Genomic DNA, 24,225 nt, shown 5'->3' on the forward strand with positions numbered 1-24,225 from the left:
GTTATTGTGGTAACAGGTATGATTACTGATGCAAAAGGGATTGGTTTGCCCGGTGTTAGCGTGCTGGTGAAGGGCACCAAGACCGGAGTAGTTTCTGATAATAATGGGGCCTATTCCATTAAAGTGGCTGATCAAAAAGCCATATTGGTATTTTCTTTTATCGGCATGGTGAGCCAGGAAATAAGGGTAGGGGAAAGAACGGTGATTAATGTGACTATGGCCGATACGCCACAATCACTTGGCGATGTAGTAGTGGTGGGTTATGGCTCGCAGTCGCGTACAACTGTTACCTCTTCTATTACTAAAGTAGACGGGAAAAATATAGGTAACCAGCCTGTAAGTACACCGGGAGAGGCGCTTGCAGGATTGGCTGCAGGTGTACAGGTGCAATCTGATCAGGGCGGTAAACCAGGTGCAGCCCCAACCATCAGGGTACGTGGGGTGAGTTCACTAAGTTCATCGAATGATCCTTTGTATGTTGTAGACGGTTATCCACTGGAGACTGCTGCAAATTTTAACCTGATCAATCCCAGTGATATCGAATCGATCGAGGTACTGAAAGATGCAGCTTCGGCAGCTATTTATGGCTCAAGGGCGGCCAATGGTGTTGTTCTGGTTACCACAAAGCGGGGTAAATCGGGAAAAACCGTATTTTCTGTTTCAGCCTATACCGGCATACAGGAGGTAGATAGATACATCAGTGTGTTATCAAAAGATCAGTATGTGCAGCAGGTTAAGTCGCTTAGCCGCATTAAAAATTTACAGTATCCCAGTATACTGGACGGCGATATTTCAAACCTTCCGGATGTGGACTGGCAAAAAGAAATTTTCAGGACGGCACCGATCAGAAGTTTTGAGTTTAATGCCTCTGGTGGTAGCGACAAGGTACGTTTTAGTGCTTCGGCGGGTATATTTAAACAAAAAGGAGTGTTGATCGGTACTGAATATACGCGCTATAACACCCGTTTAAATCTGGATGCAGATATTGTTAAGAACGTAAAATTTGGGTTTTCCATTTCTCCATCATATTCAGAGCAGTACAGGCAGCCTTCTTCAGGCCAGGCCAGTGGCGCAGGAGCCAACCCCAATGATTACATTATCGGTGTACCAGGCTTGCTGGCAGATCTGAACCTGCCGAGCCCACTTAACCAGGCTTTAACTTTTCAGCCGATAGTTCCTGTGTACCGTGCCAATGGCGATTTTGCCCAGCCTTATGACCGTGAACTAAACTATAACCTATCGCCTACAGCAGTTTTTTCTGCTTCAAATTTTTACAATCCGGTAGGTATCCTTAGCCTGTCTATAAACCGGTCAAGAGCATTCCGTACCTTAAGTAATACTTTCCTTGAATATACTCCTATTCCAGGCCTAAAGTTAAAAACCTATATTGGTGCCACTTTAGAGAATGAGCAGGTACATGGTTATGTGCCCGGTTCGATGGCCTATAGCTCTGCGCCAACCGCTTCTGCTTCAAATCCTCAATTGGCAGGTATCTTTGCTTCTGACAATGTGCGCAACAGTTTTGACTGGGTATGGGAAAATACAGCTACTTATGATAAGCAATTGGGAAAACATCATATTAATGTTCTAGGACTGTTTTCTGCCCAAAAATATGAGTCGCAGATCAATTACACTGCAGGTCTGCCAGGTACTTTTATCACTACCTCGGTTCAAAGTCCTTTGGCCTCACCAAATACTGTTGGTACAGAACGTTTTGATGCCAATACTTTCGTTTCTTACGCTGGTAGGTTTACCTACGATTACAATAAGAAATACCTGTTTACCGCCGCTGTACGTCAGGATGGTTCATCACGTTTTGGTCCGAACAACAAATTTGCAGTTTTTCCATCATTTTCACTAGGTTGGAGGCTCGCTGAAGAACCGTTTTTAAAAGAACCACTATTAAAAATAGGTATCAACGAATTTAAACTAAGAGGAGGTTATGGCCGTACAGGTAACGCCAATATCGGAAGTTTTGCCTATGTAAATCAAATTGCATTAAACAGAAATTATGCATCGGGCAATGCACGGATTTTTGGTACACAGCAAATGGATTTTGCAAATCCTGATTTAACCTGGGAAAAGAACGATCAGACCAGTATCGGTACTGATATTGGTTTATTACAGAATAAAATCGTGTTAACTTTCGATTATTTTATCCGTAATTCAAATGGAATGTTGCTGAGAAAAGATTTACCGCTTGATGTGGGTTATACTACATTTTATCAAGCTAACCTGGGTAAACTTCAAAATAAGGGTTTCGAATTTACAGCCAACACTAATTTTAAGCTTGGAAGCGTAACCTGGAACACCAATGCCAATTTCTCAACCTATAAAACCAAAGTGCTCGATCTGGGCGGACCAAGTGCATTGCCTGCAGTGAGGGCAATCAATGGCTGGAATAATGTTTATCAGGTAAAAGTTGGTGATCCTTTGGGTATTATGTACGGCTACGAAATTGTTGGTGTATTTAGGAGCGCCAGCGATCTCGCCAATAATCCAAAAGTTACTTCGGGCAATAATATCGGCGACTCTATGATCAAAGATCAGAATGGTGACGGTAAAATTGATGTGAACGATATGACCAAACTGGGCCATGGCCTGCCAGACTTTACCTATGGTTTAACCAATACCTTTCAGTACAAAAATTTTGATCTGAGTATATTGGTGCAGGGAGTGCGGGGAGTGAATATCATTAATGGGAATAACAGGCAAACCCTTACGGGTAACCATAACCAGAACTCGCTCAGTAAATATTTTAACAATTATTTTGATCCTGCTAACCCTACAAGGGATGTTTTATATCCAAGTCCGGTTTCTACCGGTGCTCTTCCTGGCCCGGCATTATCGAGTTTATCGGTCGAAAACGGGTCTTACCTTCGCGTAAGGAACATTACATTGGGGTATAGGCTGGGAGAAAATTTACTTCGCAAGCTTTCCATTCAATCGGCCAGGTTTTATGTAACTGCTCAGAACCCTTTCCTGATAACCAAATACACCGGTTATAATCCCGAAGCAAATATCATGGGAGGTGATCCTACAACACCGGGTGTAGACCAGGGAACATATCCTACAGCACGCACAATTATCGTAGGAATCAATTTTGGATTTTAACAGCTTTAACAAAAAGATCATGAAAATTAAAAAAATAATTATATCTGGTATATTCATGCTTATCTTAAGTGTGGCAATTACTTCCTGTAAAAAAACCTTTGTTGATCTCACGCCAAAGGGCATCATTCCTGTAAACACGTTTTATACGACGGAGATTGATATTAAATCTGCATTGACAGGTGCTTATAGTAGTCTCCGTCCGATCTATAACGAGCAATATGGCTTTGGTGAACTTCCTTCGGATAATGCCCAGACTTATGGGGAAAGCGAAGTGCTGTATGGTGAACAGGATAAGCTCACCTGGACTCCTGCATCTACAAACCTGCAGGGTGCATGGGCGCGGTTTTATGCAACAATTGCCTATGCCAATATTGTATTGGATCATGTAAGCACACCTCCAATGAGTGATGCAAACCGTAACAGTTATATCGGGCAGGCAAAATTTATCAGGGCATTAATGTATTTTAACCTGGTTAGGATGTTCGGCGGTGTGCCCTTGGTACTTAACGAAATCGTTTCAGAGCAGCAGGCTTATACTTATAACAGAACACCCGCCACTGCTGTTTATGCGCAGATAGAGAAAGATTTAACTGAGGCGGCTGCTGTGCTGCCTGCAGGTTATACCGGAACGGATATCGGTCGGGCAACCAGCATAGCAGCAAATGCCCTTTTGGGTAAAGTATACATGTTTCAAAATAAGTTTCCACAGGCCGAAAGTATATTGGCTACGGTTACGGCTACAGCGGGCACCCTGTTGCCTTATGATCAGATCTTCGGACTGGGCAAGGACAATAACAGGGATATTATATTTTCGGTACAATATCTTGGTGGAGGTTTTGGCGAGGGTAATACTTTCGCAAGGAGCTTTGTTCCACAGCCATCGGGAACCACTATTACCGCAGTTACCGGGAACAGTAACAATAGTGGTACGCTAGATCTTTATAATTCTTTTGAGCCAGGCGATAACCGCTTTAATACAGCTATTGGTGTATATAGTGCCGGTACGCTTGTATATTACTATGCGAAGAAATTTATTTATCAGAGCGTAGGTGCTAATAGTGAAGGCGATAACGACTGGCCTGTATTACGTTATGGCGATATCGTTCTATTGTATGCAGAGGCATTGAATGAAAATAACAAAACGCCGCAGGCCCTTACGCAATTGAACCTGATCCGTACCCGCTCCAACCTTCCCATTAAAACTGGCCTGTCACAGGATGATGCAAGAACGGTGATCCGTCACGAAAGGCGTATAGAACTCTGTTTTGAAGGGGAAAGATGGTTTGACCTGATCAGATGGGGGACTTTTGTTCAGGTGATGCAGGCGCACAAGACCAATTATATCCCTGCAAACGGTACTATCGGTAATGTGGTGTCAACATTAAGCTTATACCCAATACCTACCAGGGAAATCCAGTTAAACCCAAAATTAACCCAAAACCCAGGATATTAATCCAGGAGAATCTTCCTGAGCCATCATCAGTGTGCTCAGGAAAGTTCTTTATCCAAGCAGATCAATATTGATGTCCGATAAGGCCAATTGCCTGGGGTCAAATAATCTGTATGGTGCAGATCAAGAAATCAGATGTGGCTTTTTGATCTACGTTTTCTGATTTAAATAAATTCGATATGAAAAATATAGTAATGGGCGTGGATATAGGGGGATCTCATATTACCGCCCTTTTGATTGATATAGACAAAAAAGAAGAAATCCAGGGCACATGGTCCAGAGAGAAACTGGACTCAAACGCGTCTGCTGGAGAAATTATAGAGATCTGGGCCGGGACTATTGAAAGATCCATAAACAGTTGCCGCATTGCTCCCCAAAAGATAAATATTGCTATGCCAGGGCCAATGGACTATCGAGAAGGCGTATGCAAGATCAGAGGGCAGAAGAAGTATGAAGCACTTTATGGCCTGAATATTAAACAGATGCTTGCTGGCCGGCTTGGCATATTGTCGTCTGATGTTAATTTCGTAAATGATGCAGCGTGTTTTCTAAAAGGAGAGCTTTTCAACGGAAGCCTGAATGATGTCGGAGATGCCATCGGCCTCACCCTGGGTACTGGGCTTGGGACATCGCATACCGAAAAAGGGCGTGTTAAAGATGCTAATTTATGGAAAATGCCTTTTTTGAAAGGAAAGGCTGAGGACTATATTTCTACGCGATGGTTTATAAAAAGGTTTCATGAGCTGACTGGGATCACAGTTATGGATGTGAAAGATCTGGTGGATAATCATCAGGGATCTCCATATTTTAATGCGGTCTTTCTGGAATTTAGTATCAACCTGGCAAAGTTTCTTTATAAGTTTATCAGGATCAAGATGCCCTTGGCCGCTGTAATTGGTGGCAATATTGTAAATGCAGAAGAGTTCTTTTTGGAAGATACCAGGCGTTTTTTAGCGGATAAGATGGGCTACAGTTTTCCTGTAAAGAAATCTATACTTGGTGAGCGGGCAACATTGATAGGGGCGGGGGCGAGTACATCATAACAGGATCTTGATTATTAGTACAGACTGTATCCGTTTAAAGGATTATATTTTTGATAATTTTAGCAAGGATGTTGGACAAAAGGCGAGCAAGCACTTTCCGAACTCGAACATAAACCGGGTGAATGTATCTGGTGGTTGATTGTACTGGCCAACCGCTTGGATTTGGATATCAATGAAGCAACAGCGAAATTTTTAACAAAAAGAAAAATCTCGTGAAATAACAGAAAATGGATAAATGGTAATTTGTTAATTATTTAAAAGATATGGGTAATTGTCAATCTCAAAAATAACTCGAGACACCTGCGGTTTAGTGCTATTTTTGTAAGTTTATTATAAATAGACATAATGCTAGACATATCTTGTTTTTTAGACTGTTTTAGAAAAATTAAATAGATTTGTTTTCGACCAACTAAAATCCGTTTCCTTGATGAGTGCCACTTTGAGACAACATATAGAAAAGATTACCCCATTAACTGATGCGGAGTTTGATTATGTCTACTCTATGTTTACAACTAAGAAAATTAAGAAACATCAATTCCTGATCCAGGAAGACAATGAAGTTTTTAATGACTACTGGGTGGTGAAAGGATTGCTTAAAGCCTATCATACTGATCGGGAAGGGCGGATGCAGATTCTGCAGTTTGCGATGGAAGATTGGTGGATTTCCGACTATCAGGCCCTGAATAACCACACCCGTGCAACTATTGCTATTGATTGTATTGAAGATTGTGAATTGCTGGCATTGTCATGGAATAATAAGGAAAAGCTATGTGATGAGCTGCACAGCATTTCCAATTTCTTTCGTAAAAAATCTAGTCTTGGTTATGTTGCCCTGCAACAGCGCATCCTGCTTTTACTCAATAAAAACCCGCAGGAAAGATATAACCGGCTTTATAAGCTGAATCCAACGTTACTTCAACGCCTGCCGAAAACTTTACTTGCGTCTTATCTGGGAGTATCAAGAGAAACCCTAAGCCGTTTAACCCACCCTTAGGGGGTATTGCTGTTGCCAAAATAATAGAAAAGCAGGAGGACTAAACTGTCCCTCTGCCTTCATTTTGTATGTTAAAGTTTTTTAAGCTCGGTTAAAACAGCCTCGCCAACAGCTTTCGCGGACTGCGGATTTTGACCTGTAACCAAACGTGAATCAGTAACCACATGAACTTGCCATAAGCCTGATTTTTCGAAAATAGCACCACGTTCTTTCAGTTTATCTTCCAATAAGAACGGAACAACTTTTTCCAGCTTAACGGCTACTTCTTCCTCATCTGTAAAACCGTTTACTTTCTTCCCGTCTACCAGATATTTGCCATTGCTTAGCTTGATATTTACCAAACCAGCTGTCCCATGACATACGGCACTAACAATGCCTCCTTTTTCGTATATCTTACTTGCAATTTTTGCTATTGCGGTATTGTCTGCAAAATCCCACATCGCACCATGCCCGCCAGCAAAGTGTATGGCTTGATAATCGTCTGGATTAATCTGGGATGGTGTTTTTGTATGCTCTACTTTATTGCGGTATACCTTGTCATTCCAGAATTTAGCATTCACCTTGTCTTTTAGGTCAAATCCGTCAACGGGTGCTTTGCCACCTTTTGGGCTTACGAAATCTATTTCGTAACCTGCATTTTTCAATACTTCCCAGGGATGGGAAACTTCACCAAGGTAATAGCCTGTAGGCTGACCCGTACTGCCTTTTTTGTCGTGACTGGTTACCACAAAAAGAATTTTCTTTTTTGTTTGTGCTGTCGAAATAGTAGCGGAGAATAGAATGGTAAAACCCGCAAGGGCCATCATTCCTGTTTTAATGATTTTCATATTATGTTAAATAAATTATAGTACAAAACTGTCCCAAAAAAGGTGGTCAAGGAAGGAAACAGATCACAAAATACATGTGATTAAAATCACACTTGGTGCTCTTCTTTTATAATTTCTTAGGTAATGTGGTAGATTCATGAAAAAGGGCAGATGAACCTTTCGTTTTCTTAACCCCTAATTGGGGCATTGAATAAGAAAAAGGCATCTAAATATTAAGCGGATGATCGATTGATGTCGGCTTTTGAAATTATGTCATTTTATGAGATTTATCAGAGTTTGTTTCGAAGACAAACCGCTGGCTTTCTGAGTAATATCAATAGAAACAGTGTTCGGAAGAGCAACGAATCCTCTCACCTGTTTTTCGTTTGCAAAGGATGAACTGTCTTGGGTAAGTTGGTCGATAAAAGATTTTTTTATCCGTTTTAAGCGCATTTTATATGTTAATTAGGTTCCTAAAAGTAATATCTCTTTTAAATCGGAATGCTAAATTTCCTTTACTGTAATACATTTTGATGTTTTTGAGCAGAAAATACTGCGACCATATCCTGATTAAGTGTAATACTGGAATCTGTTTAATTCGTTTTCGGACGAGAACTGTTTTATTAAGGCCCCTTATTTAGAATTAGTATAAATAATATTGTTATATTTGTATATCTATGATTAACATTAATTAACCCGGAAAATGATTGTAAAGGCGAGAATAGAGCATCAGAAAGATTTTCTGTTTATGGAAGAAATTCCAGATCAATATGTTCCCGATCATCGATTGTCGGAAAAATTAATAACCATTAAAGATGCGCCAGTAGGCATTAAAAACTATCAGCTTTCTACTAATGGTCTTTTCCTGGTGCATTCTGAAATGAAGTTTGATGGTCCGGCCCGTATCCTTACAGAAGTAGAAGGAGAGGCTATAACCTGTCAATTTATTTTTAGCAATAAAAGTAGTTCGGCTACAGCGGGTAAGCAGTCGGCTAAATATGGACGGAGCAGGCATAATATCAGGTATATCCCGTCGGCAAAAGAAGCTTATGATGTTAAACCTGATGTAGAATTTGTATATTTTTTAATTGTACTCTCTAAAGATTATTATCTCCGATTGGTTGACCTCTATTCACCATTGCACGAGCAGTTTGTGCAGGAAATGGAAAAAGGAATATCGACTTCCTTTGCTGAGCACGATCTTTTTATGACGCCCGAAATGCGCAGATCAATCGATGCCATTATTACCTGTAGGCAGGATGGGGAGCTGAAACGTTTGTTTACTGATGCACGTATTACCGAACTGATCATGTACCAGCTAGAGCAATTTAGTCAGCACATACATGGAGGCAGAGAATCGCTGCTCGATCGCGATATTCCAAAGCTCGAAGAAGCGAGGGAAATTCTGGAGCGTGATTATATCGATCCCCCAACCCATAAGCAGTTATCGAAGATGATACTGCTTAATGAGTTTAAGTTGAGAACGGGCTTTAAAAAATATTTTGGCAGTACCATTTACGACTTTGTAACCCGTTTAAGAATGGAAGAGGCTAAAAGATTAATATTAGAAGAAGGTAAAAACATGTACGAAGTTGGCGTTAACGTAGGTTTTAAGCACCAGGCTAGTTTTACCAATGCTTTTAAGAAATACTACGGCATACTGCCTAGTGATGTGCGGCTCTGATCTTATAGAGGATTAACCTCGATCCTACACTCTGTGCTTCGGCTACACCGGCCGCTTCCATCAGTTTGAGGTTGCTGTACACGCAGCCAATGCTGATGGGCATTTTATCTTCTTTAAGCATCAACCAAAGTGATTCGGGGTGGGTAAAATCGCTTACTTCCAGTAATTTAAAGGCGATCCATAGTCTTTTTTCTGAAAATAATAAGCGCTTTAGCCTGCAGTAATCGTTTATGCTTTTTAAAATGGTTTCTTTAAAGATATCAGTATAAACCGATTGAGGTAGTTGGCTGATAATTTGCGCGGTATTGAATAGTTTTTGAATGTTTTCCATAGGTAGCGGAGATTTAAATCTTTACTGATTGTAGGTTGATTAATTCATCAGTTTCCGTAGGTTTTAATTTATAAACGGGTTGATGCGAAATTTGCAGATTGGAATTGAATTTTGCGGCATCCAGTTTAATTTCTTTTGGAACGATAACGGTTTTTAGGCTGCTTTGGTCGGTATAGGCCAGCGCATGGATGCCAAATGCCGTATACATGTGTTGCGGAGTAAGTACCTGTACAGGTGTGCCATCCCACCATTTCCGTCCGTCTTTTAAAATGATGATCCGGCTGGCATATTGTGCGGCAAGGTTAACCTCGTGCAGTACCACAATAATCATGTAACCTTTTTTTGCCATTGCAGTAGCTATTGCCAGGGTTTGGTGCTGAAACTGAAGGTCCATGTTGTTGGTTGGTTCGTCTAAAAGCAATACCGCATCTTTGTTATCCCACAGCTGTGCCAAAACCCTCGCCAGATGTACCCGTTGTTGTTCGCCACCCGAAAGGCTTAGCATCGACCGGTCGGCAAGATCGGTTAAACCGCATAGTTCCATCGTCTCGAGCAGCGCAGTTTGGTCGTTTTTTGCTGACGAGAGGCTTTTAAAGCCATACCTGCCCATCATTACCACTTCTTTTACAGTAAAAGCCATCGAAATGGGATTCTGTTGTTGGAGGTAAGCCCTTTTGCAGGCCAAAATTTTCCGGTTATAATCTTTTAGGTCTTCCCCATACAGCATAATACGTCCTGTATCAGGTTTTAGCTCGCCAGAGAGTAAACGCATCAGGGTAGATTTCCCGGCGCCGTTCGAACCTAAAAGTGCAACCATTTCACCTGGTCTGATACTAAACGAGATATCTTTTAAAAGCGGCCTGTTATTTAATTTATAGCTGATGGATTCTACTCTAAGCATAACCGTTATTTAATTAACTAATTTCTTTTTGTCTTTAATGAGGATATATAAAAATATGGGTGTACCCATTAAAGCAGTAACCACGCCGATAGGCAATTCGATGGGCTGAACAACCAATCTCGAAACCATATCGGCCAGGGTAAGCACCAAAGCCCCCATTAATGCAGAAACCGGAAGCACAAAACGGTGATCTACACCGCCCAGCAAGCGGGTGAGGTGGGGGATAAGCAGTCCGATAAAACCGATAATGCCCGAAACGGCTACTGAAGCTCCAACGGCCATAGTAGCCAATACCACCACCAATATTTTGATGCGTTTAGGGTTTAGGCCAATCAGTTCTACCTGACTTTCGCCGATGGCAAATAAATTCAATCCCCTGGATAGAAAAGGGAGTCCGATTACAGGGACAATTACAAAAGGGAACAAACAGCTTACATTTTGCCAGGTAGCACCACCCAAACTGCCCATCATCCAAAAGGTAATGCTGCGGAGTTTCTGTTCATCGGCTAAATAGGTTACCAATCCAGTTAAAGCTCCTGCCATAGCGTTAATAGCAATACCTGCAAGCAACATGGTAGAAACATTGGCCTGTCCGTTTACTTTCGAAAGGTTGTACACCAGCATAGCAGTAATGCCTGCACCGGCAAAAGCACCAAAAGCCAATAAATAATAACCCAATACCTGGCTTAGGCTCGAAAATAACAAAGTTTCGAAAGCAATAATCAATACCGCCATTAAAGATGCCCCGGCCGATATGCCGACCAAACTGGGTTCGGCCAAAGGATTTCTGAATATACCCTGTATTGCAGCACCTGATATGCCCAATGCGGCGCCAACCAGTATGCCCATTAAGGTACGCGGCAGCCTGATCATCATGATTACGCCTTCATTTATTCCATGATCTGTACCACCAAAAACAGTAAAGCCCAAGGTATGGCTTAAGGTATCGATTACTTCTTTTAAAGGGATGCGCATGGCACCCAGGGCAAGGGAAAAGCAGATGGAAACCAATAATCCTGCACCAAGGCAGGTATAAATAACCGTTCTTTTCATTATAAAATACGGTTATTTAGTGCTTTAATGGCTTCGGGTAAACGGTTGCTGAAGTTGATGAGCAATGGTCCGTTCATTTCTACTATTCTTTTGTTTTTTCCGGCATTGGTATAAGCTACGCCCGGAAGATCTAAAAAGGCTTCCCTGCCACCTAAACTGCTTAGCCCAAAATCGAACATCAGGATTATATCCGGATTACTTTTAATCAGCGCTTCTGTAGTGTAGGGTTTAAAATCGCTGAATTCCTGTATGGCATTTTTACCCCCAGCCAGTTTAATAATCGCATCCATACTGCTGCCTTTTCCGGCCACGTTCATGGTACCTACACCCCGGGCATAAATAAATAATACTTTCGGACTCTTATTCCCCTTTTTTAATTGACTTAAAGTGATGTTAACGCTGTTTTCTGTTTTTTGCGCAAGCTGTTCGCCGCGGGCTTTATCGCCAATGGCAGCAGCAATTTGCCTGATAAATTTTGTTGCGCCCTGAACAGAAAATTCCTGACGGATAGTAACCACCCGAATACCTAGAGATTTAAACTGATAAAGGTTTTCTTTAGAAAAATCGCCTTCAGGAACTAAAATAAGATCTGGACGGAAGCCAGTAATCGCTTCAACCGAAAATGATCTGTTCCGGCTCACCTTAGGTAGCCTGTTGATTTCCTCAGGCGATACGCTGGTTACATCAGTTGCCAAAATTCTTTTGCCATAGCCCAAAGCATTCACCGTTTCGCTTATGGCGCTGCTCAAGGTAATGATGCGCTTTGCTTGTGCTGCTGATTGTTCTGCGGCAAGTGAAAAAGACAGAACAATTATTATAATATAATATTTTTTTAAACTCATGAAGGCTATGATATGGAGACAAAAAAAGTGTTTAATTAATCTAAATACAAGTGTTTGAGCGGGTGTAGAAATTGGCCTAAGGGGTATTTTTTTGAATAAAGTGCTCTAATGAATGTTGTTTATGTAATTGATAATCAGTTAGTTGTTTTGTTTTTAGAAGAATTTAATCAGCTCATTTGTGCAAAATGGAGAAGAAAAAAATACGCTTTGAACAAAAGAAAATACGGATTGCACAAATTAAAATACGGATTGCACAAACCATTTATGGCACTTAATATGGATGTTTGCATTATTCTTATTTAGAATGATTAAAAATAATCTAAAATGAAGTACATAAATTATACAGGTCAGTTTAATACCAAAACAATCATAATTGGCTTGTTGCTCTTTACGGTTGCTTTTGCTTCGTGCAAAAAAGATGGACCAGATCCGAATGAAGTTTTACAGGATGGCAAAAGTGTAGTGATTAACGATCTAGCCGGCGATACACAAGCTGCGATGGGAAGTGGAACTCCGGGCAAGGAAGTACGTGCATTTTATACTTTTCTGTTCCGTTTTAAGGATCAGAAACAGATCTGGATCCGCAATGCTGCTGATTCTGCACAATGGTTGAAAACCAAAGATTGGGATCTGGCTTTCACCGGACCTTACAATAGTGAGGTTTACGTTAACGACAAAGACTATCAATATAACCCTGGCTTCGGTGGGGTTGCAAAAAGTGCAGTAGTAATGCTCGAACAAAGTTACGATACAGTTAATCAGGCGCCTTCCGATCAGCTATTTAATGCCAGCGAAGCAACCAAAATTGGCTGGGCATCGTCGGCTACTTCGAATGGATGGTTTTTTTATAGCCTCAATACACACATTATGCAGGCTATACCCAATCGTACCTACGCTATCAGGTTGCCCGATGGTAAATATGCCAAATTGCAGTTAATCAATGCCTACAAAGGCAATCCACCGAGTGTTACCGATTTAAACTGGCCCGCACCCTATTACACTTTTAGATATTATGTACAACAGGACGGAAGCAAAAACTTACAAACAAAATAAAGAAGATGAACGGAATAACTACAAAAAAGAATAATGTATTATTTAAATGGGCTTCAATCTGTTTAATGGTAATGGTTCTTTTTACTGCATGCAAAAAGGATGAGGTCATAACGCCAGAACCTGCAAAAGAAATACCTGCCCAAACAGAAGGAGGTACACCATATTTTAAGTTGCAACGGATCGAGAATTTAGCCGTAGAAACAGATGATGCCAACCCTACCGTACCACCAACAGCTGTGTTGTTCAGCTTGGAAACAAAAACAATTATTCCCTTGCTTTACGCGAAAACCAATCGTTGGGATGTCTGCTTTAATGGACTTTACAATAGTTTCTTAAGTGGCAACAATGGTCAGTCAAGTACCAGCCTTGGCGCCGGAAGTACAGGCACGGGTGCGATTGCCATATTACAAAAGCCTTTTGACCAGGTTACTGAGGTGCCTGCTGATGGTACTTTAAGCATCAGTAAAACTATCGGTACCGACGATGAGGGAGATTTTGGCGAAGGGATAGGGTGGTACCTATATGATTTTGGCGGAACCAAAAGAGGGGATGGAAGTTACGATAAACAGCACGTGGCCTATGCTATGCCTGAAAAACGTACTGTTATTATTCGCACCGCTAAAGGAGATTATGCGAAGATCAAAATGATCAGTTGTTATAAGGATGCCTTTACGGCTGATAAATGGTTCAGGACCACCCCACATATGTATTTCACCTTTGAATATGTAATTGTACCAAAAGGGAGTACAAAATTCGAAATCAAATAATCACTATTAAATCAATACAATCAATTAAAATGAAGAATAAATTAACGCAACTGTTTTGCTTTTTATTAGCAGTTGCTATGCTTACCGCCTGTAAAAAAACAATTGGCCTGGATCCACTCCCTGCAAATAAAATCACAGAATTTAAGGTTGCCGTATCCGATGGGAATATTTTTGGTGCCATTGATGAGACTGATAAAACCATTACACTTTACCTGCCATATTATTATGAACTGGATGTAATCGAACCGGTGATTAAACTTTCGGCAGGCGCTAAGTTGAGTGAAACCCTTGCCCCGGTAGAAGTATTGGATACCAAAAAAACTTATACCGTTATAGCTGCCGACCAAAGCACTTCGACCTACAAACTGATTATTAAACTAAATCAAATTTCGCCCCTGGTATTAACCGAGCTATCAACAGCTACTACTACATCAACAATGGCAGTTGGTGCTTATGATGTGCGGGTTCAGGGTAATTTTAATGTTTCTGATCTTAAAAAGATCAAGGCCTACCTGGTAGATAAAGCTGATAAGGAATATGAGTTAACGCCAAGTCTTTCGCTTGGAACACCAGGTATATCGGTAGCCATAATAGGTGGTATTAAGACTTATACTTATGGTTACCTGCAGGTTCCCCAAACGTTGGATACCGGAACTTATAAGGTAAGGGTAAAAGTACAGGCCTTAACTGCCGAAACGAAGTATCCGGTAAAGGTAGTTTATGGCAGGCCGGGGATAAACTACGGTCCGGTGACCGTTAAACAGGGTGAAACCTTTAAAATCAATTCCTCGCAAATTATATTCCACGATTTTAAGGAATTCTATATTATGGTAAACGGACAAAAAACGCTTTTGCCTATTGTTTCCTATACCCGTACCGAGGCTGTAATCCGCGTTCCTGATACCGTTCCGCCAGGGGTATATACGCCAACAGCATCTTTTGGTACATGGCCTTTATCAGCCCTAAACTGGTCTGTTACCGTAACTGCAAAATAATACTCATTTACTATTCAATCATGAAAAACGATTCGGGAAGATTATTCCCATTTATATAACAAAAATCATAAATCTAAAAAAAATGAAAATGAAATTTTTAAAACTTACGTTCGCAATTGCAACTTTAGCCATATTAGGAACCGCTTGTAAAAAAGAAGCCGTTCAACCAGACAATAAACTTGCCTTACAAAATGCTACAGCCGTTATTGCTGTAGATTCTACAGAGGCGGGAGTGGTAACCAATTCTTCAACTTCGCCTACTTCCTGGACTGCGGTTGGTTACGACTTATTGAACAATGTTGTTGCAAGTTCTGGAAACCAGGTTAATTTTGACAGCAACTTTAACGGAAACATTACCATTGCAGGAACAAATAGCCTTGGTTATTATGATTCTCCTTCAGTAACGAACGTTACTGGCATTACTTTACCCGATGTTTCTTCGGTTACATTGGGTGCAATTAGCACTTTGGGTAGCAATACCACAACGGTAGTGGGATGGTATAATTATGACCGTGTTAACCGTACCATTACTCCTGTGGCTCAAAGATATGCTGTTGTAGGTAACGGCTCAACAATTGCTGGTTCAACCAGACTTTATGTGGTTCAGCTTGATGGCGTAACTACATCTGGTACTTACAATACTACTGTAAACTTCCATATCAAGAGATTAAAATAAGGATTAGCTCAATCAAGGGAAGTCCTTAATTAAAAAGATTAAAAAAGGGACGAAAACACGACTTATCGTCCCTAAAAATCATAAATAAACCCAAATAAGGGAATAATCCCGAATCGTTTTAAAAATATCAGCCTTGGCTAAGGCCATATTTGCGGGCTCTAAAAATGCAAATCTAACAATTATTGATTATGAATACAATATATAAGCGCTTCTCTATCAGCTCGTATTATCTTTTACTTTTTTGCTTTATTAGCATATTCAGTGCCTGCAAAAAAGAATATGAAGATTTCCCTTATGCCGACATTGTAAGTTTTACGGTAAAAGATGCTAATGGTGAATCAATTAAAGCTGTAATTGATGAAAAGAACCTCACTATATACTGGCCATCAGGGCAGGCTGTGCCAGATAATATTATACCCACCATTGTGGTATCAGAAAGGGCAAATGTTAGTCCTGCTTCAGGCCAAAGTGTGGCTTTTAAAGAAACAACCAGGTTTGTGGTAACTGCACAGAATGGTACAACCAAAGAGTACCTGATTAAAAAGGTAATCAATCAACCGCTACTCAAAATAAATATTTCATCGGGTGTTTTGGTTTATAACACTAAAAACTTTGTAAACAGGGGTAGCAATATTAATGTTACCGGCGATAATATTATTGCCAATAAAGAACAAACTAAAGCTTTTTTGGTAAATACCGCTAACAATACGGAAAAAGAAGTTGCGATTGCAACAATAACACCAATTGCACTCAGCGTAACAGTTGATAATACTGTACCAGATGGCATTTATCAATTGAAGATCGTATCGGGGCAGAGAAGTGTAGTTTTAGAACGTTCATTCGGTGTAGCTAATGGCCGTCCGACTATTAGTCCTGTAGAATTGAGTGCCATAAAACTCACATTAAAACTCGGAGAAGAGTTTGTACTTACTGGTGCAAGCAGGATTGAACTGGTCAATAAATTTTCTATCCGCAATGCTGCTAATAAACAAATTTATGACTTGATTATCAAGGAAACCAAAACAGGTCATTTAACATTAAAAGTGCCCGATAATTTACCGATTGGCAAATATGATCTATATAGCTATAACTATCCTGCCGGAGAATATTATGCCGGCGGCCCGGTTAGCGGTATTTTCGATGATGTGATAACAATTGTTAATTAGGCTGTAAAGTGCAATACAACACAAAGATATATACCACGCTTCTTATGCTCATTCTAATAGGAACCTCTGCCTGTAAAAAGGTACAGGTTTCTATTGATGATGCGGACGAGATTGTTTCGCCAACAACAGGTACGCGCAGTCAGTTTACGCTCGATTCTATCTTTTTGTACGCCAAACAGGTGTATCTATGGAGCGATGCATTGCCAGGTTATGAAACGTTTAACCCACGACAAAAATACGGAGGAATCAGTTCTGATATCATTGCTTTTAAAAAAGAACTGTTCGATATTTCGCAGCTTAAAATAAATGTGACTACAGGAAACCCTTACGAATTACCTGTTTACTTCGAAAACCCAAAATACTCATATCTTCAACAAGGAAGAAGTTTACCAGGTACTAGTGCCGGAGTCGTAAATTCAGGCACTGCTGTATTAATTAGTAAGGTAATTACCACTGGAAATACGCCTATTGCTTATCTAGCGTTAGCTTCTTTTCCGTCATTAAGCAGCAGCAAAGCAACCTTAGATCAAGCTTTTGCAGATCTGGCTACTGCCAATCCAAAAGCTATTGTAATCGACCTGCGGAGCAATGGTGGTGGTTATCTCGAAACTGCAGAATATGTAGCCAATTTAATTGCTCCTAATGGTTTGAACGGAAAGGTGATGTACAGTGAGGTATTTAACCCATCCATGCAAAATGGCACCGTACCAATATTAAAACACCAGCCATATTTAGATGCTAATGGGAAAACTGCCATCTACAATGGACGTAATGCGACCATGGCCGATGTAGACTATACTATTGCTGGCAATACCTATGCATTCAGCAAAAAAGGAAATTTACAAACTATCCAATCGGCATATTTTATTGTTTCGGGCAATACCGCCTCGGCCAGCGAAATGTTGATCAGTTGCCTGAAACCTTATTTGGATGTTAAACTGATCGGAGAGAAAACCTATGGCAAACCGGTAGGTTTTTTCGGGATCAATATTGATCAGTACAGTGTTTATCTGAGCAGTTTCCTGATTAAAAATGCCAATGGCTGGTCGGATTATTTTATCGGTATGCAGCCTGATGTTGCCGTAAAAGGAGTAGATAATCCGGTATTGGGCGATCCGAGCGAAGGTTGTCTAAGCGCGGCTTTGGAACTCATCAACGGAACAAAAAAACTGGCCGTAAGCAAACTCGCTACAGTAGATCAAATTAAGACCAATAGAACCAATCTTTCACAGCAAACCGTTGTAGAAAGTATCATGTTCGAAAACAGGTTAAGATTAAGAAAATAATATGATAAGACTAAAACCTGATTCCACAATAATAAAAATAAGACATGTTTAAACTTTCCTCCATCATGCTTTTTCTTGCGTTTTTCCATCTGAAGGTTGCTGCGCAGGATTATGGAAGTTTAAAAGGCACGGTTAGCGACGAACAGGGCAAACCTTTAGGAGGTGCAACAGTACGTTTAGAACCTGATGGACATAGCACCGAAACCGATGCCAAAGGAAATTTTAGCTTCAACAAGATATTTACCGGTAATTATAGCATAACAGTAACAATGATTGGGAAGGCCAGTTACCAGAATAATATTAAAATCTGTACAGTTGCAAGTCTGATCATTAAACTATCGGGTGATGAACGCGAACTTAATGAGGTAGCGGTATCCGAAAACCGTGCTGCTCCCGATAACCTGATCAAGCTAGAACGTAGCGCAATGCCTGTTACGGTAATCAGCAGGCGTACCATCGAATTAATGGGCAGCCGCAGGTTGGATGAAGTATTAAAAGAACAAACTGGGATTGCCATTGTAAATAATATTGGTGGCGGTGCCCGATCGGTTGGGGTGCAGATGCAGGGTTTTAGCAGTGAATATATCATGATATTGATCGATGGTCAGCCAATGGTTGGGCGTAATAGCGGAAATTTTGATTTATCCAGAATCAGTGTTTCCAATATTGAACGGATCGAAATTATTAAAGGTGCATCTTCCTGTCTCTTTGGAAGCGAGGCGCTCGGCGGGGCGATTAACATCGTTACCCGCTATGGCGCTGTACAGCCGCAGGCATTGGTTGCAGCTAATTACGGAAGTTTGAATATTGCAGATATTACACTCGAGGGGGAAACACCTTTCGCTTCGCAAAGGGGATCGGCCAGTATCTCTGCAAATTATTACCGCACCGATGGTTTTAATACCAATCCAAAATACATCCAGCAGGGAACTACAGCGCCACCTTACGATAATTATGCCTTGCAGGGGAGGTTGAGGTACCGCTTAACGCCAGCGAGTACCATTGGTTTTAGCGGCAGATATGGGTTGAGAAAATCGTTTATGTCGAAAGATTTTGGTTTGGGCATTATTTCTGGCGACAGTCAGGATGAGCAGGATTTAAACCTTTCGGCCACTTTTGATCATCATTTCAATTCAGGGCTACGCAGCATGAGCCGTTATTATTTTACTAATTTCCGTTCAGACCAAAGTGTAGACTGGCAGCAGACCAATAGCAGCATTACCAAAGATATTTTTGTGCAAAACCTGCACCGTTTTGAACAGCAGTTTGCTTATGGTGTAAGTGATGAACTCAAATTTACGGGCGGTTTAGGTGCTGGTATCGAAACCATGAAGGATGTATCGCTCACCAATCCTGGTTCAGTAGGTACAGGTTTTGCTTTTTTGCAGGGCGATTGGCAGTTGAATAAACAACTGGGCTTGGTTGCTGGTCTTCGTTACGATTTAACCAACGCCTACGGCAGCAAACTTAATCCAAGTTTAGGTTTACAATATAAAATTGTGCCCGGTTTAACCTTTAAAGCAGGAGCAGGGACAGGCTTTAAAGCGCCTGATTTTAAATCGAGATACCTTGTTTTTTATAACCCGGCGGCGAATTACCTGGTTATCGGAAATGAAGTATTAAGGGAAACGCTAAACCAGTTAGATAAGCAGGGACAGATCAGCGAGATTAGGCAATTTCTGTTAAATCAATTGAACCAGAATTTGCAGGCAGAAAGGAGCACCTCGCTCAATTTAAGTTTTGAGTGGAAACCTAAAGATAATATAAAGCTAGAGGCCGGTATATTTCACCATAGCTTACGCAACCAGATCAACAGTATCCAGGTGGCTACAGGTAATGGAAACCGGAATATTTATACCTATCAAAACTTGCCCGAAGCTGTAAATAAGGGTATAGATGTTTCTTTTGCCATTAGCCCAATTAAAAACTTAGAACTGAGTGCCGGTTATCAATACCTGATTGCGAAAGATCTGAGCGTAACCGATAGCATTAAAGCAGGTCATTATCCCTATAACCAGAATATCCACGATCCCGCTACCGGAAATTCTTATGCACCAAAACCTGCTGATTATTGGGGGATCGAGAACAGATCTCGTCATATGGCTAACTTTAAGGCATTTTATAACTACCGTCCATGGGATGCCAGTTTAAATGTAAGGGTAAATTATAGAGGAAAATATCCTTTTGGCGACCTTAACGGAAACCAGTTTATCGATCGATACGACACCTTCGTAGATGGCTTTTTTATGCTTAATGCAGCTTTTGAAAAGAAACTGATGAAGCAGCATTTAAGCGTCAGGCTTACTGCCGAAAATATTTTAAATTATACCGATCGGCTCATGCCAGGCCAGCCCGGACGCGTATTGCTGGCAGGATTAACCTATCGTTTATATAAAGATTAATTATTCAATCACCATAAATTACAAAACATGTTAAGTACAAATATTAAAGACGCTACAAAAGCTGAACACCAGAACTTAGAAAAACAGGTTGTTTTAAAACTAAAAGCGATCAGAAGTAATGCTGATTATGCAGATCTGTTAAAACATTTTTATGCCTATTTCAGTCATATTGAAACAGCCATTAAGCCATTTATCACGGCAGAAGTTTTGCCTGATTATTCACAGCGTAGAAACTCAGGTTATATCAAAGCTGATATTTTGGAATTGGGCGGCGATATGAATGATCTGCCATATACCACCGTACCAAAAATCGAAAATGCAGTACAGGCTTTGGGTGCATTATATGTATTGGAAGGCTCGATAATGGGTGGCAGCATCATTGTGAAAATGCTCGAAAAAGGAGGGGTAACGAAAGGCGTATCTTTCTTCTCGGGTTATGGAGAAGCCACTGGTATGATGTGGGGTAGCTTTATCGCTGTTTTAAACGCACAGGCAAAAACAGAACAAGAGGAAGAAGAAGCCATTGTAGCTGCAAATGATACCTTTAAACATTTTGCCTATGTTTTCGAAAAAGTGAATGTGCAACCTGTCTAAACTTCGATAAGGTAAAATGATCTATACCAGTTGCTGAACGACAAACTGGTATAGGTTAAAACCTTTTTTAAGAAATTATAGTACCAAGCCTCAGTTCACCATCTGCCGTGACCCTGAATGTGCTGTCAGATCGTTTTTGGTAAAGCCGCAAAGGGAAACGGTTAGAAAATACATGCTGACAGAAACCCGGCCCATAGACATACGGTAACAACGCAAGTTCATTTTTTTGAAATGGTTTGCATATTAGTAGGGTGGCAGATATGCCATTCACTGATGAATCCTGCTATTTAAGATCAGGAACAAGAACAAAAGATTTACTCGATGCCTATTTTGTCAATTAAGTGCTTGGGGCAAGAAGAATAAAGCTAAACAAGAATAGATCATAAAACTGTTAAAGTATGATTATAGATCATTCATAAATCAGTAGATATTGGTTATCTTTAATTGATTTGGCGGCTATTTAATGCCGCATCAGTTTGATGAGCAAATTTTAAAATTATATCAGCTTAATTATTATGGTAGAAGTTAAATTAAATATCCAAAAAGAAGAACCTAGTGCATTCGAACTTTATGATGAGGGAGAAAAATACGGAGAAATGGTTTTTGATATCCAGGGAGAAAATCTAACGGTTTACCATACCGAAATTGATCCCGAAAAAGAAGGCAAAGGTTATGCAAAACTATTGCTAGATGCGATGGTAAATTATGTACGGGCTAATAACCTGAAGGTAATTCCACTGTGCCCTTACGTACATCTGCAATTTAAACGCCACGAAGATCTTTACGGTGATATCTGGAACAAAGTGCGTGAAAACGATTAATCAATAAATAATATTAGCATTAACTTCAGAAAGTTACACTAATATTTCATGGTTCTGGAAAATCGGCAAGAAATTGTATATGGGTTGATTAAACCTTTAAAAAGAACTAAAAGCCGGTTGTTTAGGACGATTTATTATTCAATGTGTATAGATAGTGCATCTTCATCTATTATTTAGCGGTTTTGCTCTATTTTTATTTCATTCGAAAGAAAGTAGCGATACTTTTATAAGAAGAATCAAATTAACGGGACGATTTAGAGATCTTATTGGGGTTCCTCAGCAATGAGGACCCTTTTTTTATTCAGGGTCCATAATGTTAAGCATATAGTTAATTGCATCGATAGAATGAAGTGCCATTGTAGATTGCATCGTAATATCTGCGGTTTCTGAAGCTCTTTTTAACATTTGTTTTTCATAGGCTGCTATGGCTTCCTTAGGGGTATTAAAGTGGTTTTTCTTGAAGCATTGGCTTAGTTCTAAAGCATCGAGCATGGCCATATTTACCCCTTCGCCAGCATAAGGCGGCATTAAATGGGCTGCATCGCCCAGCATGGTTAAATTGGAGACGGTTTCCCAATGCTGATCCAAAGGCATACAATATTGAGGCCGGGGAACAAAGGCTGTTGATGCATTTTCAAATAGTTCCAGCCACATGGAGTCCCAGGTAGAAAATTCATTCCTGAACCAGTCGATCACCTGGTTTTTATCTGAAAAATTAATACCCGACGCTTTCGCCCAGTTTTCTGGCGCATGACAACCCGTGTAAAACACCAAACTGCCATCACCTTTTGAACTTACGATCAGTGATTTTTCATCACCCATAGCGAATATTTTGCCGCCGTTTAAAAGCGCATGCATTTTCGGACAAGCAGTTGCCGATGAATAAATGGCGCCTTCAACAATGCTAATGCCCGAATAAAAAGGTTTAATAGGTGTAATGTATGGACGGATTTTTGAATTTGCCCCGTCTGCGGCAATTACTATATCAGCCTGCGCTAAAGTTTCATTTTTAAATCCGATCAACCATGAACCGTTGCTGGGCGTAAGTGTTTCAAAATGACTGTCCCAAATTACAGTATCTTTTATTAGCGAATTTAAAAGGATCTTTTGTAATGGACCGCGGTCTATTTCAGGCCGGAAAGCTTCTCTGTTTTGTATATCGCTATCTTCAAAAACGATATTGCCGCGCTGATCAATAATACGTGTACGATCTGCACCCGGACGATAATTTTCCATAAAGGCATCCATGAGTTTAGCTTCACGTAAGGCAGCTAATCCGGATTCCTCGTGCAGATCTAGTGTAGCACCTTTTGGTCTGGCATTTTTATCGTTGTCACGTTCGTAAACTTTTACATTGAAGCCATCCATTTGCAAAAGTCTGGCTAGGGTCAAACCTCCCGGCCCAGCACCTATGATGGCTATTTTTTTATCTTTAATGTTGTTCATTGTTTTTTTATTTAAGGATGCCTTTAATTACGATTTCGCAGGAGGCTAAAATAACTTCCTCGGTAATAATTTGTATAGGCCGATCTGAATGGTCAAAATATTCAGCTACCAGATCTTGGATCGGCGAAAATAGAAGTGCTCTGTGTACATCATGGGGGAGATCTGCAATCAACCCCGCTTGAACATTTGTTCTTAAAAAGATATGTATGGGTGCAAAAAATGCACCTTGTTGAATGTTTTTCTCTTGAAAAGCCTTATTTAAAAGAGGAGAAGATTTTCCATATCGGATTAAGGAGAAAGCAGGTTTATTATTTCTTAGGTAATGAAAGGTATTTAACCATAATCTTTTCATACCATCAGCAAAAGCTACTTTTGGATCAAAATTTTCCAATATCGCTTTTTCATACTTGCCCAATACTTCTTCGATAAAAAGTTTTATCAACAGGTCTTCCTTATTTTCATATTTGATATAAATGGTACGCGGCGATATATTGGCTGCCTTGGCCAGTTTCTGCATACTCAGGTTTTCCAGTCCTTCTTCAGAAATAATCTGAAGGGCAATCGATCTGATGGCTTCTTCTTTCGCTAAATTTTTTGGCCGCATAATTCACATAATTAAATATGATTCAAAAGTAAGTAAACGTTTGTTTACTTTAAAATTTTATTTAAATTAATTTTTGCTGACAAATAGATTTGAGCTTTTCTAACACGATCGGCATGCTGATCCGAAAGCTGTCGGGTTTATTTCAGCATCTATACTTAAATAATAGAAAATAGTTCAGATTAAAATTTAGAATGGGT

Annotated in this window: 21 protein-coding genes; 14 read left to right on the plus strand and 7 right to left on the minus strand. The window is 40.3% G+C overall.

Translation table 11 applies throughout. The features are described 5' to 3' along the window. The first annotated feature begins 18 nt into the window (after positions 1 to 18). The 4 genes from AC1RJ8_RS22150 to AC1RJ8_RS22165 all read left to right on the plus strand — a co-directional run bounded on the left by AC1RJ8_RS22150 (position 19) and on the right by AC1RJ8_RS22165 (position 6,601). Positions 19 to 3,114 (plus strand): SusC/RagA family TonB-linked outer membrane protein, encoded by a 3,096-nt coding sequence (locus AC1RJ8_RS22150; RefSeq protein ID WP_492955772.1) that lies wholly within the window; start codon positions 19 to 21, stop codon positions 3,112 to 3,114. Positions 3,115 to 3,133: 19 nt separating this feature from the next. After that, entirely contained in the window at positions 3,134 to 4,567 is a 1,434-nt protein-coding gene (locus AC1RJ8_RS22155) for a RagB/SusD family nutrient uptake outer membrane protein (protein ID WP_492955703.1), read from the plus strand. 176 nt (positions 4,568 to 4,743) lie between these two features. Next, entirely contained in the window at positions 4,744 to 5,607 is an 864-nt protein-coding gene (locus tag AC1RJ8_RS22160) for an ROK family protein (RefSeq protein WP_492955704.1), read from the plus strand. A 427-nt stretch (positions 5,608 to 6,034) separates the two neighbouring features. Then, positions 6,035 to 6,601 (plus strand): Crp/Fnr family transcriptional regulator, encoded by a 567-nt coding sequence (locus AC1RJ8_RS22165; RefSeq protein WP_492955773.1) that lies wholly within the window; start codon positions 6,035 to 6,037, stop codon positions 6,599 to 6,601. Positions 6,602 to 6,672: 71 nt separating this feature from the next. On the opposite strand, the gene AC1RJ8_RS22170 is transcribed toward AC1RJ8_RS22165, so the two are convergent. Continuing rightward, the gene (locus tag AC1RJ8_RS22170; RefSeq protein ID WP_492955705.1) at positions 6,673 to 7,428 is read right to left on the minus strand and encodes a type 1 glutamine amidotransferase domain-containing protein; all 756 of its coding nucleotides are present in this window, start codon (positions 7,426 to 7,428) and stop codon (positions 6,673 to 6,675) included. A 682-nt stretch (positions 7,429 to 8,110) separates the two neighbouring features. On the opposite strand from AC1RJ8_RS22170, the gene AC1RJ8_RS22175 reads away from it, so the two are divergent. After that, on the plus strand, positions 8,111 to 9,091 hold the full coding sequence (locus AC1RJ8_RS22175) for a helix-turn-helix transcriptional regulator (RefSeq protein ID WP_492955706.1): 981 nt from the start codon (positions 8,111 to 8,113) through the stop codon (positions 9,089 to 9,091). Here the strand turns inward: AC1RJ8_RS22175 and AC1RJ8_RS22180 are convergent. From AC1RJ8_RS22180 to AC1RJ8_RS22195, 4 genes are read right to left on the minus strand one after another with little or no spacing between them, the layout of a single operon-like run. Continuing rightward, complete coding sequence (locus AC1RJ8_RS22180) at positions 9,072 to 9,422, minus strand: transcriptional repressor (protein WP_492955707.1); 351 nt, start codon at positions 9,420 to 9,422, stop codon at positions 9,072 to 9,074. The genes AC1RJ8_RS22175 and AC1RJ8_RS22180 overlap by 20 nt on opposite strands. A gap of 13 nt (positions 9,423 to 9,435) precedes the next feature. After that, the gene (locus AC1RJ8_RS22185) at positions 9,436 to 10,332 is read right to left on the minus strand and encodes a heme ABC transporter ATP-binding protein (protein ID WP_492955774.1); all 897 of its coding nucleotides are present in this window, start codon (positions 10,330 to 10,332) and stop codon (positions 9,436 to 9,438) included. After that, a complete protein-coding gene (locus AC1RJ8_RS22190) occupies positions 10,333 to 11,376 on the minus strand; it encodes a FecCD family ABC transporter permease (protein WP_492955708.1) in 1,044 nt (347 codons plus the stop codon). It abuts the gene before it with no gap. Continuing rightward, on the minus strand, positions 11,376 to 12,218 hold the full coding sequence (locus AC1RJ8_RS22195; protein ID WP_492955709.1) for a heme/hemin ABC transporter substrate-binding protein: 843 nt from the start codon (positions 12,216 to 12,218) through the stop codon (positions 11,376 to 11,378). The genes AC1RJ8_RS22190 and AC1RJ8_RS22195 overlap by 1 nt, the downstream gene beginning before the upstream one ends. A gap of 324 nt (positions 12,219 to 12,542) precedes the next feature. Between AC1RJ8_RS22195 and AC1RJ8_RS22200 the strand changes: the two genes are divergently transcribed. The 9 genes from AC1RJ8_RS22200 (at position 12,543) to AC1RJ8_RS22240 (ending at position 21,978) form a co-directional block, all read left to right on the plus strand. Further along, positions 12,543 to 13,271 (plus strand): HmuY family protein, encoded by a 729-nt coding sequence (locus AC1RJ8_RS22200; protein WP_492955710.1) that lies wholly within the window; start codon positions 12,543 to 12,545, stop codon positions 13,269 to 13,271. 5 nt (positions 13,272 to 13,276) lie between these two features. Next, on the plus strand, positions 13,277 to 14,038 hold the full coding sequence (locus AC1RJ8_RS22205) for an HmuY family protein (protein ID WP_492955711.1): 762 nt from the start codon (positions 13,277 to 13,279) through the stop codon (positions 14,036 to 14,038). Between the two features lie 29 nt (positions 14,039 to 14,067). Beyond that, the gene (locus tag AC1RJ8_RS22210) at positions 14,068 to 15,033 is read left to right on the plus strand and encodes an SGBP N-terminal domain-containing protein (RefSeq protein WP_492955712.1); all 966 of its coding nucleotides are present in this window, start codon (positions 14,068 to 14,070) and stop codon (positions 15,031 to 15,033) included. 88 nt (positions 15,034 to 15,121) lie between these two features. Beyond that, complete coding sequence (locus AC1RJ8_RS22215; protein ID WP_492955713.1) at positions 15,122 to 15,709, plus strand: hypothetical protein; 588 nt, start codon at positions 15,122 to 15,124, stop codon at positions 15,707 to 15,709. A 188-nt stretch (positions 15,710 to 15,897) separates the two neighbouring features. Continuing rightward, positions 15,898 to 16,875 carry an SGBP N-terminal domain-containing protein gene (locus tag AC1RJ8_RS22220; protein ID WP_492955714.1) on the plus strand — a complete coding sequence of 326 codons (978 nt, stop codon included), beginning with the start codon at positions 15,898 to 15,900 and terminating at the stop codon, positions 16,873 to 16,875. 44 nt (positions 16,876 to 16,919) lie between these two features. Then, positions 16,920 to 18,161, plus strand: a complete 1,242-nt coding sequence (locus tag AC1RJ8_RS22225; protein ID WP_492955715.1) for a S41 family peptidase — start codon at positions 16,920 to 16,922, stop codon at positions 18,159 to 18,161. Positions 18,162 to 18,205: 44 nt separating this feature from the next. After that, positions 18,206 to 20,563 (plus strand): TonB-dependent receptor, encoded by a 2,358-nt coding sequence (locus AC1RJ8_RS22230; protein ID WP_493008062.1) that lies wholly within the window; start codon positions 18,206 to 18,208, stop codon positions 20,561 to 20,563. Positions 20,564 to 20,590: 27 nt separating this feature from the next. Next, positions 20,591 to 21,157: a biliverdin-producing heme oxygenase gene (locus AC1RJ8_RS22235; RefSeq protein ID WP_492955717.1), complete on the plus strand. Its 567-nt coding sequence runs from the start codon at positions 20,591 to 20,593 to the stop codon at positions 21,155 to 21,157. A 515-nt stretch (positions 21,158 to 21,672) separates the two neighbouring features. Next, positions 21,673 to 21,978 (plus strand): GNAT family N-acetyltransferase, encoded by a 306-nt coding sequence (locus AC1RJ8_RS22240; RefSeq protein WP_492955718.1) that lies wholly within the window; start codon positions 21,673 to 21,675, stop codon positions 21,976 to 21,978. A gap of 297 nt (positions 21,979 to 22,275) precedes the next feature. Here the strand turns inward: AC1RJ8_RS22240 and AC1RJ8_RS22245 are convergent, their stop codons facing one another. Next, positions 22,276 to 23,424 carry an FAD-dependent oxidoreductase gene (locus AC1RJ8_RS22245; protein WP_492955719.1) on the minus strand — a complete coding sequence of 383 codons (1,149 nt, stop codon included), beginning with the start codon at positions 23,422 to 23,424 and terminating at the stop codon, positions 22,276 to 22,278. Positions 23,425 to 23,431: 7 nt separating this feature from the next. Further along, positions 23,432 to 24,028: a TetR/AcrR family transcriptional regulator gene (locus AC1RJ8_RS22250; protein ID WP_492955720.1), complete on the minus strand. Its 597-nt coding sequence runs from the start codon at positions 24,026 to 24,028 to the stop codon at positions 23,432 to 23,434. Positions 24,029 to 24,225 lie beyond the last annotated feature (197 nt).

This window comes from Pedobacter sp. GW822-FHT03F06, assembly GCF_058801365.1.

Excerpts from the sequence above, each read along its gene's own strand:
- AC1RJ8_RS22150 (WP_492955772.1), top strand. The coding sequence starts at position 19 with ATGATTACTGATGCAAAAGGGATTGGTTTGCCCGGTGTTAGCGTGCTG.
- AC1RJ8_RS22155 (WP_492955703.1), top strand. The coding sequence starts at position 3,134 with ATGAAAATTAAAAAAATAATTATATCTGGTATATTCATGCTTATCTTA.
- AC1RJ8_RS22160 (WP_492955704.1), top strand. The coding sequence starts at position 4,744 with ATGAAAAATATAGTAATGGGCGTGGATATAGGGGGATCTCATATTACC.
- AC1RJ8_RS22165 (WP_492955773.1), top strand. The coding sequence starts at position 6,035 with ATGAGTGCCACTTTGAGACAACATATAGAAAAGATTACCCCATTAACT.
- AC1RJ8_RS22170 (WP_492955705.1), bottom strand. The coding sequence starts at position 7,428 with ATGAAAATCATTAAAACAGGAATGATGGCCCTTGCGGGTTTTACCATT.
- AC1RJ8_RS22175 (WP_492955706.1), top strand. The coding sequence starts at position 8,111 with ATGATTGTAAAGGCGAGAATAGAGCATCAGAAAGATTTTCTGTTTATG.
- AC1RJ8_RS22180 (WP_492955707.1), bottom strand. The coding sequence starts at position 9,422 with ATGGAAAACATTCAAAAACTATTCAATACCGCGCAAATTATCAGCCAA.
- AC1RJ8_RS22190 (WP_492955708.1), bottom strand. The coding sequence starts at position 11,376 with ATGAAAAGAACGGTTATTTATACCTGCCTTGGTGCAGGATTATTGGTT.
- AC1RJ8_RS22195 (WP_492955709.1), bottom strand. The coding sequence starts at position 12,218 with ATGAGTTTAAAAAAATATTATATTATAATAATTGTTCTGTCTTTTTCA.
- AC1RJ8_RS22200 (WP_492955710.1), top strand. The coding sequence starts at position 12,543 with ATGAAGTACATAAATTATACAGGTCAGTTTAATACCAAAACAATCATA.
- AC1RJ8_RS22205 (WP_492955711.1), top strand. The coding sequence starts at position 13,277 with ATGAACGGAATAACTACAAAAAAGAATAATGTATTATTTAAATGGGCT.
- AC1RJ8_RS22210 (WP_492955712.1), top strand. The coding sequence starts at position 14,068 with ATGAAGAATAAATTAACGCAACTGTTTTGCTTTTTATTAGCAGTTGCT.
- AC1RJ8_RS22215 (WP_492955713.1), top strand. The coding sequence starts at position 15,122 with ATGAAATTTTTAAAACTTACGTTCGCAATTGCAACTTTAGCCATATTA.
- AC1RJ8_RS22220 (WP_492955714.1), top strand. The coding sequence starts at position 15,898 with ATGAATACAATATATAAGCGCTTCTCTATCAGCTCGTATTATCTTTTA.
- AC1RJ8_RS22225 (WP_492955715.1), top strand. The coding sequence starts at position 16,920 with ATGCTCATTCTAATAGGAACCTCTGCCTGTAAAAAGGTACAGGTTTCT.
- AC1RJ8_RS22230 (WP_493008062.1), top strand. The coding sequence starts at position 18,206 with ATGTTTAAACTTTCCTCCATCATGCTTTTTCTTGCGTTTTTCCATCTG.
- AC1RJ8_RS22235 (WP_492955717.1), top strand. The coding sequence starts at position 20,591 with ATGTTAAGTACAAATATTAAAGACGCTACAAAAGCTGAACACCAGAAC.
- AC1RJ8_RS22240 (WP_492955718.1), top strand. The coding sequence starts at position 21,673 with ATGGTAGAAGTTAAATTAAATATCCAAAAAGAAGAACCTAGTGCATTC.
- AC1RJ8_RS22245 (WP_492955719.1), bottom strand. The coding sequence starts at position 23,424 with ATGAACAACATTAAAGATAAAAAAATAGCCATCATAGGTGCTGGGCCG.
- AC1RJ8_RS22250 (WP_492955720.1), bottom strand. The coding sequence starts at position 24,028 with ATGCGGCCAAAAAATTTAGCGAAAGAAGAAGCCATCAGATCGATTGCC.